This window comes from Mycobacterium sp. Dal123C01, from assembly GCF_052566995.1.
This window is the reverse complement of record NZ_CP199580.1, coordinates 1166872-1179496: the sequence shown is the minus strand read 5'-3', so window position 1 is coordinate 1179496 and position 12625 is coordinate 1166872. Positions and strand designations below refer to the sequence as shown.

The following is a 12625-nucleotide window of genomic DNA, read 5'->3' as shown; positions in this document are numbered from 1 at the left end:
GGTTCGCTGCACGTCACCAATCCGTGTACTAGGTTGGTGTGCAAGCATATTCGGCCAGTGAGCCACCCAGTATATCGAGATGCGTTGTACATCAACATCTTTTATCAAACACGTGACTATCGTCAACCTGCACTTGGCTCATCATGTCGCCTGGATCAGAAGTTTCGCGCAGACGTCTGTGTTGGGACATCACCCGCTGTTGATTCAACAGATGAATCAATCAGTGGGCTAGACGATCTGCTGTTTCGCTAGTCCTCCCAGCGCAATGACGCCTGGGTGATCTGCCGGCGAGCTCGCTGGGGTCGGCATCTTGTTGCTCGGGGATGTTGGCGGTCAAGGCGAGAGTGGCGAAGCGGTGGGACAGTGACCAGCCCGCCATGGCGAGCCTGCGGACGTCATCGCCGGTCGCCGGTCGCGAGCGATGTGAGGTGAGGCTGGTCCGCGCGGTGTCGTAGAGGATGTCGAAAGCTGCGTTCTTGGCGAGCACCCGCTTCGCCGCGTCGCTGCGGTACAGGTAGGGGCGGAACATCACTTCGAAGTGGCCGCGGTGGGCAAGGGTGAACGTATGTAGACGTGGCCGCCGCGCAGGAATCCATCCGGGCCGGTCGCGGCGGAGCCGATCATCTCTGCTTGGAGATGAAATCCCTCGGTCGCCACTGCGGTGAAGATTCCGCGCTTGTCGCCAAATTGGTAGGCCAGTGCAGCATGTGAAACGCCAGCACGGCGCGCGATGCGACGTATGCTGACCGCCGCAACACCGACGGTCTGGCCTTCTTCTATCGCGCTCGCTCTAGCTGCCCGTGGTGGTAGAGCCGCGGCGTACCCGTTGTCAAGGGGCGTCACTGGACCGAGCAATCTGACCATTGATAAGTTCCGCGCAGTGCGGCAAGCTAACCAGCTTCGAAGAACTGTCCATTGGCAAGACTGTCGGTCAGGAGGGCGGGGGAGCGACAAAAGCGTGGCGATTAATCGGAAAAGGTCTCTACAACACCGAGATCGCCGATGAACTCTGCATCTCGGGTGTCACCGTCAAAAGCTACATCGGCCGGATCTTCGGCAAACTCGGCCTGCGAGACCGTGCGGCCGCGATCGTCTACGCCTACGACAACGGGATCGTCGCGCCCCGCTGATCGTTCCAAAGGCTCAGAGAGGGGCCTGGTCGGTCAGGTTGAGCAGGACGTAGGCAAGGCAGAACAGGAAATTCATGACGAGCAGAATCATCCCGGCAAACATGAGCGAGCGGGTGCCCTGACGCTGTAGCTGTCTGAGTTTCGCGCTGCGCTCATCGCGCTTTATCTGGGTCGCAATGAGCGCGAAATTGACATCGGTCACTTCGTCTTCGGTGACCGGCAAGCCGGCGAGCATCTGCTGGAGGCGGACCGGCCCCGTGTCGACACCCACGTCCGCGAAAGACCGGCACATGCGCCGCGCCCGCCGCTGACCAACAATCTGATATCGCATATGCAACCGATGTGGCAGCTGTCCTCGTTCGTCACCACAGGGATTCGACGCTGTCGTCACAAGCCGGAAGTCTAGACCCGTCGGCGCCCTTTCGGGTGCCCTCGCCGATTAAATCGGCCGCACGAATTCGCCGGGTTCTGGCGCACGCCAGGCTTACTCATTCGCTGGGATTCCGGTTGTTCAGGCGGGATCGGAGAGCGTCCAGGCGATCAACGAGATCCCGCCGCCCACGATGACCACCGCCACCGCCGTCCCAGCCGCCGTGCCGACCGCTATCGATACCCAACGGCGCGCACCCAGATGCAGCAAGGCGGCGAGTGCGGCGCCGAGGAGCACCAGCGCGGTCGGGAAGATGACCAATCCGAGCAGCATGGCGTCGGTGATCGTCGCGCCCGACTGCATGAGTGCGAGGTAGCCGATCAACGTCAACAGTGGCCCGAGCGGAAGACCGACGATGACGTCCTCGCGATCGACTTTCACGCGCGGGCGTCACCCCCGGTCATGCGCTGGGATGCCGGTAGGTCGAGGTAGCGCTCGAGATTGCGGTGCATATTGATCACCCGACGCTCCTCGCCGGAGAGGGCCAGGTGGGTGAAGCCGGGCTGATGCATACCGCGCTGGAGTCCTGGCAGCACCCGGATGTCCTGCGTAAGCACCAGACCGGGTTCGGCTTCGCCGGCCGACATCCGGACGTCCGTCGGCTTGTTGCGCGCCGCGCCCGGTGGCATCCGGGTCATCAAGAACATGACCAACTCGCCCTTATCGGGATCCGGGCCGGGGCGCGAGGACATGATCGTCAAGTGGTCGGCGTTGGCCAAAAAGGTCATGTTCGGGAACACGTTGTACTGGTGTAGCCGGGTGACCCGGTCGGTATCGGCCCAGTCGAGGTTCACTCCCCGGGACGCCGCAAATTGCCGGGTGCGTGCCGCGATCAGATCCTGGACCGTCTGTCCGGGCTCGCGTTCGCCGGCCGGAAAGGGTGCGCCTTCGGCCACGCCCATCAGCGCACCCTGGGTGCATACGTATGCGTCCCAGACCTCTTCGTCGCTCAGCGTGCCGTCGAAGCGCGGGCTTTGCACACCGTAGGGCTGGTCGGACTTGCCGGTATGGCCCCAGACCTGTTGTGGCGCATGGATGTCGTCCACGCAGCGCAGCAACTCGGGATGAAGCGTTTGGATGTGGTAGGTCTCGCTGTAGCCGTCAGCGATCGTCTTCCAGTTTGCTTCGACCTCGACCGTCAGTGTGGCGTAGCAGCGGAAGTCGCCCAATTGGCACCATGCGATGTCCTCGGGTACCGCCTCCAGATACTCGATCAGTGGCATCGCGTTGACGTCGAGATTGACGAAGACAAGTCCTTCCCAGCTATCGACCTTCGCCGGCACCAGCGGGAAGTCGGACATGTGCAGTGCGCCGAATCCTTTGCGGTTGGGCACTCGCTTGAGCGCGCCGGCCAGGTCCCAGGTCCAGCCGTGGTAGCCACATTTGAGCTCGCGCAGTCCCGAACCCGACCCCAGGCACAGCGTGTTGCCGCGATGGCGACAGGCATTCTGGAATGCGCGCAGCACGCCGTCGTCACCGCGGACGATCAGCACCCCGTATGGGCCGCAGCGGTACTCGAAGTAGTCGCCGGGCTCGGCGACGTGGTCGACCATGCAGGCGACCTGCCACACCTTCGGCCACATTCGTTCGATCTCGAGTTGTGCGAATGCGGGCGAGTAGTAGCGCTCAGCCGGCACCAGCGTTGGGCTTTCGGGCGGGGTGCCGATCGCATCCTCGTCCCGGGTGCGTGCCGGATTACCGGCAGCCGCTGTCATTGACCGAAGCCTTAGCGCGCTCCGCGCACCAGGCGGCCGGGCCGGGCTCCGGTGTCGACGTCATTGCGGCGCGTCACCGTTCCGCTGACGATCGTCGCCGCGTATCCGCTTGCTCCCTGCAATATCCGGTTACCGCCGGCCGGCAGGTCGAAGGCCATCGCCGCGGGGTGCAGCGCCAGGGCGTCCATGTCGATGACGTTGATATCGGCTTTCTTGCCCGCCTCAATGGTGCCGCGATCGGTGAGACCGAAGAGGTGAGCGGTATCGCGAGATTGCTTGCGGATCACGTACTCCAGCGCCAGCTTCTCGCCTCGGTACCGGTCCCGCGCCCAGTGCGTGAGCAGGAAGGTGGGATAGGAAGCGTCACAGATCATCCCGCAGTGGGCGCCGCCGTCGGAAAGTCCGAGTACGCCGGCGGGGTGCAGCATCATCTCGCGGATCGCGTCGTGGTTGCCGTCGGCGTAGTTGAACAGCGGCAGCATCAGCATGGAGGTCGCGTCTCGCTCGAGCATCAGGTCGTAGAGGGTAGACAGCGGATCCTCGCCACGCGCCTGGGCGATGGCCGCGACGGTGCGGTCCGGGGTGGGCTCATAGTCCGGGGGGTTGCCGAGCGCGTAGAGCCGCTTGAGGGAGTGCTGCACCAAGGCGAACATTCCGTCGAACAACAGGCTCGGGTCGGCGGGCAGGTCGTCCTCTGAAAGGATCGCCGCTTTCACCGCGGGATCAGCCAGGCGCTGCGCGAGATCCTCGCGACTGCACTCGGCCTTCAGCCGGCGATAGGTGGGCCGATGGCTGAAACCGTGATGGCCCTGGAAACCGATCATCATGCCGAACGGGCGCGCCGCGACTTGGGGGTACAGCCGGCTGCCTGCCGCGTGCGCGTCGGCGGAGAGGTCCAGCATCTCGCGCCACAATTTCGGATCGGCGTCCACCTGGATCAGAGCGAACGACACCGGCCGGTCGATCTCGCCGCTCAACCGCCGCATCCAGTCCAGTTCCTTTTTCGGGGCGACGATGTCCTCACCCGCGGATCCCTGCGGGGCCAGCTCGAACACCGCCTGGCCCCCGGCCGCCATGGCGCGGCCAAGACCGAACAGTTCGTCCTCGGCGGCAAACGTGCCGGGGACCGGCTCGCCGTCCATGGCGCGGTGTCCCATCGTCCGGGACGTCGAAAATCCGAGCGCACCGGCTTCGATCGCTTCGGTGACCAGTCGGCCCATCGCCGCGATGTCCTCGGCGGTGGCCGGCTCGTTACGGGCGCCCCGCTCGCCCATCGCGTAGGCGCGAATGGCGCCGTGCGCTACCTGGCTGCCCACGTCGATCGCGTAGTTTTGCTTGCCGATCGCGTCGAGGTACTCCGGATAGGTCTCCCAGCCCCAGGTGATGCCCTCGGTGAGCGCGGTGCCGGGGATGTCCTCGACACCCTCCATCAACTCGATCAGCCACTGCTCGCTGCCGGGCCGCACCGGCGCGAAGCCGACACCGCAGTTGCCGGTCACGATCGTGGTGACGCCATGACCGCTGGACGGTTCCAGCGAACTGTCCCAGCTCACCTGGCCGTCGTAGTGGGTGTGGATGTCGACGAAGCCGGGGGCCACCACATGCCCTGTCGCATCGATGGTTTCGGCGGCTTCACCGCCCATCTCGGGGTCATCGGCACTGCGGCGGACAACGTCGACGATCTGGCCATCCTTGATGCCGATGTCGGCGCGGTAGCGCTCGGCACCCGTGCCGTCGACAACAGTTCCACCGGTGATCTTCAGATCGAACACGAGTGTCCTCCGAGTCTGTTCGGGGTCGCCATGGGCTGGCTGGCCGGAGCTGGTGGACGCGAGGCCGGGGTGCGCCCGGCCTCGGTCGAGTCATTACGCTACGCCTCGGAGCGTAAATAGTGAAGGTCTTCACGAGAGTTGAACGAATCCCCCCGCCGCGTCGTGGTCCGCATTGTGTGCGTCGGTAGCCCTAAAGAGTTGCGCACCACAACAGCCCATGGATCAATTGCCTTCAGCGACTTAAGTTCCACGCTGCGCGGCAGTAATGGAAAGGACGGTGGGCCATGGAGCCCGCTGATCGCGATCGCGAGCCGGAGGATGGGCCCGCCGAAACAGAGTCCGGTCAAGGCCGCTTCGGCGCACTGACCCGCCGCGGCGCGCTGCTGGGGATGGGTGTGGTGGCCGGCGTCGCCGCGGTGGACGTGGGCGGGTTCGCCTATGCCGGCGGATGGCTGCGGCCCGACGCGCTGACCCCACCGCGCTTCGCCGATCGCTTCGAACACGTCTTCGGCCGGCATGACGGGTTTCGGCGAAATCACGCCAAGGGCCTCAGCGCGACAGGATCGTTTACGAGCACGGGAGCAGGCGCAGCCATCTGCCGGGCGGCGGTCTTCCAGCCGGGAAGCGTTCCGGTGATCGGCCGGTTTTCGCTGGGCGGAGGGCTGCCCAACCAGAGCGACAAGCCCGACACGGTTCGCGGTCTGGGGCTGTCGTTCCAGACACCCAACGGCCAGCAGTGGCGCACCGCGATGGTCAATTTTCCCGTGTTCACCGACCGCACTCCGGAAGGCTTTTACGAGCGGTTGCTGGCCTCCAAACCCGTTCCCGCCACGGGCAAGCCCGATCCGCAGAAGATGGCCGCCTTCCTCGACCGGCACCCCGAGACGGCCGCGGCGCTGAAAATCATTAAGCAGTCCCCGCCCAGCGCGGGCTTCGCGGACAGCACGTTTCACGGACTCAATGCCTTTTACTTCACCAACAGCGCCGGAGCGAGCGTCCCGGTGCGCTGGTCGGCTGTTCCGCAGCAAGCCGGCGGGGAGGCAGTCCGGCCGGCATCGGTCGGCAAGGACTACTTGTTCGACGACCTCATCCACGCGGCGGTGCAGCGGTCGCTGACGTGGAAGCTCGTTCTCACGGTCGGCGAACCAGGCGATCCGACCGACGATGCCACCAAGCCCTGGCCGCAATCGCGGCGGTCGATCGACGCCGGCACCCTCACGATCACCGGGGTGCAGACCGAGGAAGCCGGCAATGCGCGCGACATCAACTTCGACCCGACGGTGCTACCCGACGGCATCACCGTGTCCGACGATCCGTTGCTGGCCGCGCGGTCGGCGGTTTACGCGCGCTCGTTCACCCGCCGCGCCGAGGAACCCAAGTCGCCTAGCGAGGTCAACGTCCACCAGGTGCTCTCATGACCGGCGAAAAAGTTCAAACAGCCGGCCCGTCAGCACGTTTCACGCTCCCGTCCCGGATTCTGCACTGGACGATGGCGCCGATGGTCGTCGCGCAGCTGCTCATTGGCGTGATCATGATCGCTTCGCTGAGCTACTACCCGCTGCTATTGGCCATCCACCGGCCATTGGGTGTGGCGATCCTGATTTTCGCGGTGGTGCGACTGGCCAACCGTCTCACGCACCGGCCGCCAGCGTTTTTGGCCACCATGAGCCGCGCCGAGCGGCGCATCGCGACGTGGTCGGAATACGCGCTCTATGCCTTGCTTCTGGTCCAGCCGGTAATCGGATGGGCCACGCTGTCGGCCGCCAGCCTCCCGATCACGCTGGTGGGGCCGATCCGCCTGCCCGGGATCGCTCCGCAGAATCTCGATCTGTATGCGCTGCTGAGGGAGTGCCACGGGGTTTTCGCTTTCCTGTTGTTCGCGGCGTTCACCGCCCACATGTGCGCGGTGCTGTTTCACACGCTCGTTCTGCGGGACAGACTCATCGATCGGATGGCACTGTGGCCCGTCAAGCGCGATGCTGCGCGGCAAGGTGAGACACGGGCCAGTTCGTAGGTCAAGCTGCTCTATCGGGATTCCCTTGGCGGGCAAGATAAGTCGCGCAGCGCCGGACGGCATCGTTCCTGGTAGCGGCGGGGTTACCCTCGGCGGCCGGGTTAGCGCTATCGTCGGGCTTATGCCCGATCCGCAGTCGTTGGCGACGTTTCTGCGTACCCGCCGCGATTTGCTGAAGCCTGCCGATGTCGGGCTGGCCGAGGGCGAGCGTCGGCGGGTGGCAGGTTTGCGCCGCGAAGAAGTCGCGATGCTGGCCGGCATCAGCTCCGAGTATTACCTACGGCTCGAGCAAGGCCGGGAACACCAGCCTTCCGATCAGGTGCTGGAGGGCTTGGCCAGTGCGCTACAGCTCAACGACGACGCGACTCAGTACATGCGCAACCTGGCTCGCCCCGCGCCCCGTCGGCGACGGCGCGGCGCAGCTTCGGCCGGAAAAGTTGAGCCCGGGCTGCAGACCTTGATCGACAATTGGCACCTGACACCCGCGTATATACACAACCGGCAGATGACCATCGTGGCCGCCAACGCGATGGCGTGCGCCCTGTCGCCGTATTTTGCCCCGGGCGTCAACCACCTGCGGGCGGTATTCCTGGAACCCGAGTTGCGCAACTGGGTGGGCAACTGGGACGAGGTCACCGGCATTCTGGCGTCGTCGCTGCGCTTCAACGTTGCCGAAGAAAACTCCACCGATCCCGAACTGCAGTCGCTGATCGGCGAACTCAGCATCGCCAGCCAACGGTTCCGGACCCTGTGGGCTCGCCAGGACGTCAAGCAAAAGACCAGCGGCCCAGCCATGATCGACCACCCCCAGGTCGGCTTGCTGGAGCTGCGCTACCGCACCTTCGTGCTACCCGACACCAGGCAGGTCCTGGTCACCTATTACGCCGACGCCGGAACGACCGCCGAGGAGAGGCTGCATTTGCTCGCCACCCTCGCGGGCCCACGGACCTAGGCCTTCGGCTTAATCGCCCCGCGCGCAACATTGCCGACTGGTTGCGCTGTTACCAGGAAAAGCGCGGTCTGGCGGCCGCCCGATACCCACGGAACCCTCAGCGCATGACCTCAGAATCGGCACCTGCCACATTCGCTGGCTGTTCGGAACCGGCAGAAGAGTTTTCCGAAAGGGTTCATGCCAACCAACAGCTTCTCACCGCCGCGTTGAAACCCCGCTACGACTTCATCGTTTGCGGGTCCGGCTCGTCGGGTTCGGTGGTAGCGCGAAGGCTGGCGGAGAATCCTGACGCCAGCGTGCTGTTGCTGGAGGCCGGCGGCTGTGACACCGCCCCGGCTGTCGTGGAGGCAAGCCAGTGGCCCGCCAACTTGGGAAGCGAACGTGACTGGGCCTTCCGCGCGGAACCGAACCCGCGCGTGAACGGGCGGTCAATATCAATGTCGATGGGCAAAGTGCTGGGTGGCGGATCCGCGGTCAACGTGATGGTTTGGGCCCGTGGACATCGCAGCGACTGGGACTTCTTCGCTGCCGAAGCCGGCGACCCGGCGTGGGGTTATGGCGCGGTGCTCGACATCTACCGCCGGATAGAAGATTGGCACGGGGTCGCCGATCCGGACCATCGCGGCACCGGAGGCCCGGTGTTCGTGCAGCCGGCCCCCGAACCGAGCCCGCTGGCGCCGGCCACCCTGCTGGCTGCCCGGTCGATCGGCATTCCCACCTACGAGAATCAGAACGGTCGCATGATGGAAGGCCCAGGAGGAGCGGCTATTACCGATGTCCGATTACGTAATGGCAAGCGGGAGTCGGTCTTCCGCTCCTACACCTACCCGGTGATGGATCGGCCGAACTTAACGGTGCTCACCAACGCGCTCGTGACGCGCGTGACCTTGGAAGCAAACCGTGCCACCGGTGTGGAGATCTCCTACCGCGGTTCGACCCGGGTCATCGGAGCCGATTCGGAGGTCGTGCTCTCGTTGGGGGCGATGCACACGCCGAAGGTGCTGATGCACTCGGGCATCGGCGATCAGGAGCAGCTGCACCGCGCTGGAATCCCAGTGCGCCAGCATCTTCCGGGTGTGGGCCGCAACCTGCAGGATCACCTCGCGCTGTACTGCGTGTGGCAGGCCCGGATGCCACTGACGCCGCACAACAACATGGCCGAGTCCACCGTGTACTGGACGACGTCTGACGCTGACGCGCCCGACGTGTTCATCTGCCAGGCAGAGGTACCGCTGGGCACCGATGAGACCGTCGCCCGATTCGGTCTTCCAGAGTCCGGGTGGACCATGGCCGCCGGCGTCACGCACCCCAAGAGTCGCGGCCGCGTGGAATTGACCGGACCGAGCCCAGGCGACCCAATCCGTGTCGACGCCAACACCTTCGATGACCCCGACGACGTCAAGACGGCGATCGCCGGCGTGCAGTTGTGTCGCGAAATCGCCAACTCGCCCGCCCTGGGGTCGTTTGTCAGCCGCGAGGTCATGCCCGGCAACCTCAAAGGTTGCGACCTCGAGGAATTCGTGCGCGACGCCGCCGCCAGCTACTGGCACCCGTGCGGTACCGCGAAGATGGGACGCGACTGCGACGCCGTCGTCGACGCATCGCTGCGGGTGTATGGGATCGAGAACCTCCGCGTCGCGGACGCCTCGATCATGCCGCGGATTACCACCGGCAACACGATGGCCCCGTGCGTGATCATCGGTGAACGTGCCGCGGAAATTCTGATCGGCGACCATTCGGGCTGAGTGGGGCGTGCGACCATGTGAACGTGACGCAGGAAAAGGATCTCACCGGCCTTGTCGTAATCGATCCGTACAACGATTTCATCTCCGAAGGCGGAAAAGTATGGGATCGACTGAAGGGTGTCGCTGAGGCCAACGGGTGCGTCCCGCATATGCGTCAAACCCTTGACGCGGCACGAGCGGCGGGGATTCGCGTCTTTTACGCGCTGCACCGCCGCTACCGTCCGGGCGACTACGAGACGTGGAAATACGTGGCGCCAATCCAGAAGGCCGCATGGTCACGCAAAACCTTCGAGTACGGAACCTGGGGCGGCGAACTCCATCGCGACTTCGAGCCGCAGCCAGGCGACATTGTCGCCCAAGAGCATTGGTGCTCCAGTGGTTTCGCCAACACCGATTTGGATCTACTGCTCAAGAAGCACGGCATCCATCGACTGATCGTGGTGGGCCTGATCGCCCACACCTGTGTCGAGGCAACCGTTCGATACGGCGCGGAGCTCGGCTACGAGGTGACGATGGTCAAGGACGCCACGGCGAGTTATTCCGATAATGAGATGCATGCCGCTCTCGAAGTCAATATCCCGAACTACGCGAGCGCGATTGTCACCACCGACGAAGTCGTTGCAAAGATTTCGTCGCTAGCGGGCTAAATAGTTGTCGTAGCTGTAAGGCCTGGTCAACCACCGTGGGCGGCGGTAGCGTCTGGACATGCTGTTCGCGGCTTTGCGCGATATGCAATGGCGAATGCGGCGCCTCGTCATCGCGGTAGTAAGCACCGGACTGGTGTTCGCGATGACGCTCGTCCTGACCGGACTTGCGAACGGCTTTCATGTCGAGGCTCAGCGAACCGTCGATGCCATTGGCGTAGATACGTTCGTGGTCAAAGACGGGGCGGCCGGACCATTCCTGGGTGCCACCCCATTCGCCGAAGCTGAATTGGCTCGGGTGGCCGCTGTGCCGGGCGTCGCGGTCGCGGCTCCATTGGCCTGCGCGCCATCGACGGTGAAAGATGGCTCGTCAAGACGAAACGTCACGGCGTTCGGGGCACCAGCACACGGACTCGGCATGCCAAGCGTGTCGGAGGGGCGGGATCCGTCGACGCCGGACGAGGTCGCTGTGTCGAGCACACTCGGCCACCACGTTGGCGACGAAATCAAGATCGGCGTGCGCACCATGCAGGTCGTCGGGATCGTGCCGAATTCCACCTCGCTGGCGAAGATGCCCAATGTCTTCCTGACCACCCAAGGCGTGCAGCAATTGGCGTACAACGGGCAGCCGATCGTTACGTCTATCGCGATCCAGGGCACGCCCCGGCAGCTCCCGGACGGCTACCAGACCGTCGGTCGAGCGGCCGGTGTCGACGACCTGATGCGCGCGGTAAAGGTCGCGGGGGGTTCCATCACGATCGTGGCTGTCTTGCTGTGGATCATCGCGGTGTTGATCGTCGGGTCGGTTGTCTATCTGTCCGCACTGGAGCGGTTGCGCGACTTTGCGGTGTTCAAAGCGATTGGCGTGCCTGCGCGTTCGATCCTGGCGGGGCTGGCGCTGCAGGCCGTCGTCGTCGCGCTGCTCGCTGCGGTGCTGGGCGTGATCCTTTCGTGGCTGCTGGCACCGTTGTTCCCGTTGCTCATCGTGGTGCCGATGAGTGCCTACATCTCGCTACCGCTGGTCGCGACCGTGGTCGGTCTGCTGGCCAGCCTTGCTGGTTTCAGGCGCGCGGTGGCCGTCGATCCGGCGCTCGCGTTTGGAGGTCCCTAGGCGATGAGCGATCTGAGCATTGCCGACCTGGTCGTCGAATACTCCAGCGGTGGGTACGCGGTCCGGCCGATCAATGGTTTGAACCTCGAGGTGGCGGCGGGGTCACTGGTGATCCTGCTCGGGCCGAGCGGCTGCGGCAAGACGACGTTGCTGTCCTGCCTCGGCGGCATTCTGCGTCCGAAGTCTGGGGCAATCAAGTTCGACGGCGTCGACGTCACGGCGCTCGAGCACACCGCACTTGCGCACTATCGGCGCGACAAGGTGGGCATCGTCTTCCAGGCGTTCAACCTGGTGCCGAGCCTCACCGCCCTCGAGAACGTGATGGTGCCACTGCGCGCGGCGGGGATGTCACGTGCGGACTCGCGTCGGCGTGCCGAGGAATTGCTGACGCGCGTCAATCTTGCGGAGCGAATGAAACACCGACCGGGCGACCTGAGCGGCGGGCAGCAGCAACGCGTCGCGATCGCTCGCGCTATCGCGCTCGAGCCCCCATTGATCCTGGCGGACGAGCCGACCGCGCACCTCGACTTCATCCAGGTGGAGGAGGTGCTGCGGTTGATCCGCTCGCTCGCGGCGGGCGAGCGTGTGGTGGTGGTTGCCACCCACGACAGCCGAATACTGCCGATGGCAGATCACGTCGTCGAGCTGGCACCCGCGCTCGCGTCAACGAACCGGCCACCCGAAACCGTGCAGGTGAAGGCCGGCGAGGTGCTGTTCGAACAGTGCACGATGGGCGATCTGATCTACGTGGTGTCTGAAGGAGAGTTCGACATTGTGCGCGAATTGGCCGACGGCGGTGAGGAATTGGTCAAGGTAGCCGGGCCCGGGGACTACTTCGGCGAAATCGGTGTGCTGTTTCACATGCCGCGTTCGGCGACGGTGCGCGCCCGAACCGACGCGACAGCCGTCGGCTATACGGCGCAGGCGTTCCGTGAGCGGCTCGGTGCGACAGGTATCAGCGAGCTGATCGGGCAACACGCGCTTGCCGGCGACCAATCCTAGCTACTGACGGCGCACCCGTGGCCCGTCGTTGAAGCCCCGAATCTCGTCTTCCGGGATTAGTACGATCGAGCGGTACTCTGCCGCAGTACCAGACCGACGATCTCCGACTT

At 64.6% G+C, this 12625-nt stretch carries 13 protein-coding genes and 1 pseudogene; 8 read left to right on the top strand and 6 right to left on the bottom strand.

Annotated elements, in window-relative coordinates; all coding sequences use genetic code 11:
• Positions 1 to 220: 220 nt before the first annotated feature.
• Entirely contained in the window at positions 221 to 529 is a 309-nt protein-coding gene (locus tag ACTXG5_RS05615; RefSeq protein WP_445162750.1) for a hypothetical protein, read from the bottom strand.
• Complete coding sequence (locus ACTXG5_RS05610; RefSeq protein ID WP_445162749.1) at positions 529 to 843, bottom strand: TetR/AcrR family transcriptional regulator; 315 nt, start codon at positions 841 to 843, stop codon at positions 529 to 531. The genes ACTXG5_RS05615 and ACTXG5_RS05610 overlap by 1 nt, the downstream gene beginning before the upstream one ends.
• Positions 844 to 965: 122 nt before the next feature.
• On the opposite strand from ACTXG5_RS05610, the pseudogene ACTXG5_RS05605 reads away from it, so the two are divergent.
• Positions 966 to 1130: pseudogene (locus tag ACTXG5_RS05605) on the top strand (response regulator transcription factor); the annotation flags it as partial.
• Positions 1131 to 1143: 13 nt separating this feature from the next.
• Here the strand turns inward: ACTXG5_RS05605 and ACTXG5_RS05600 are convergent.
• The 4 genes from ACTXG5_RS05600 to ACTXG5_RS05585 all read right to left on the bottom strand — a co-directional run bounded on the left by ACTXG5_RS05600 (position 1144) and on the right by ACTXG5_RS05585 (position 5047).
• On the bottom strand, positions 1144 to 1521 hold the full coding sequence (locus tag ACTXG5_RS05600) for a hypothetical protein (protein WP_445162748.1): 378 nt from the start codon (positions 1519 to 1521) through the stop codon (positions 1144 to 1146).
• A 120-nt stretch (positions 1522 to 1641) separates the two neighbouring features.
• A complete protein-coding gene (locus ACTXG5_RS05595; RefSeq protein ID WP_445162747.1) occupies positions 1642 to 1941 on the bottom strand; it encodes a hypothetical protein in 300 nt (99 codons plus the stop codon).
• Positions 1938 to 3275: an aromatic ring-hydroxylating oxygenase subunit alpha gene (locus ACTXG5_RS05590; RefSeq protein ID WP_445162746.1), complete on the bottom strand. Its 1338-nt coding sequence runs from the start codon at positions 3273 to 3275 to the stop codon at positions 1938 to 1940. The genes ACTXG5_RS05595 and ACTXG5_RS05590 overlap by 4 nt, the downstream gene beginning before the upstream one ends.
• Before the next feature lie 11 nt (positions 3276 to 3286).
• Complete coding sequence (locus tag ACTXG5_RS05585) at positions 3287 to 5047, bottom strand: N-acyl-D-amino-acid deacylase family protein (protein WP_445162745.1); 1761 nt, start codon at positions 5045 to 5047, stop codon at positions 3287 to 3289.
• 284 nt (positions 5048 to 5331) lie between these two features.
• Here ACTXG5_RS05585 and ACTXG5_RS05580 point away from each other — a divergent pair, with 284 nt between their 5' ends.
• The 7 genes from ACTXG5_RS05580 to ACTXG5_RS05550 all read left to right on the top strand — a co-directional run bounded on the left by ACTXG5_RS05580 (position 5332) and on the right by ACTXG5_RS05550 (position 12515).
• Positions 5332 to 6465, top strand: a complete 1134-nt coding sequence (locus ACTXG5_RS05580) for a catalase family peroxidase (protein ID WP_445162744.1) — start codon at positions 5332 to 5334, stop codon at positions 6463 to 6465.
• Positions 6462 to 7061: a cytochrome b gene (locus ACTXG5_RS05575; RefSeq protein ID WP_445162743.1), complete on the top strand. Its 600-nt coding sequence runs from the start codon at positions 6462 to 6464 to the stop codon at positions 7059 to 7061. The genes ACTXG5_RS05580 and ACTXG5_RS05575 overlap by 4 nt, the downstream gene beginning before the upstream one ends.
• A gap of 121 nt (positions 7062 to 7182) precedes the next feature.
• Positions 7183 to 8013 (top strand): helix-turn-helix domain-containing protein, encoded by an 831-nt coding sequence (locus ACTXG5_RS05570; protein WP_445162742.1) that lies wholly within the window; start codon positions 7183 to 7185, stop codon positions 8011 to 8013.
• Positions 8014 to 8117: 104 nt separating this feature from the next.
• Complete coding sequence (locus ACTXG5_RS05565) at positions 8118 to 9758, top strand: GMC family oxidoreductase (RefSeq protein WP_445162741.1); 1641 nt, start codon at positions 8118 to 8120, stop codon at positions 9756 to 9758.
• A gap of 23 nt (positions 9759 to 9781) precedes the next feature.
• Complete coding sequence (locus tag ACTXG5_RS05560) at positions 9782 to 10405, top strand: cysteine hydrolase family protein (RefSeq protein WP_445162740.1); 624 nt, start codon at positions 9782 to 9784, stop codon at positions 10403 to 10405.
• Between the two features lie 58 nt (positions 10406 to 10463).
• Positions 10464 to 11513 (top strand): ABC transporter permease, encoded by a 1050-nt coding sequence (locus tag ACTXG5_RS05555; protein WP_445162739.1) that lies wholly within the window; start codon positions 10464 to 10466, stop codon positions 11511 to 11513.
• Positions 11514 to 11516: 3 nt separating this feature from the next.
• Positions 11517 to 12515, top strand: coding sequence for an ABC transporter ATP-binding protein (locus tag ACTXG5_RS05550; RefSeq protein WP_445162738.1), 999 nt, complete (start codon positions 11517 to 11519; stop codon positions 12513 to 12515).
• Positions 12516 to 12625: the final 110 nt, after the last annotated feature.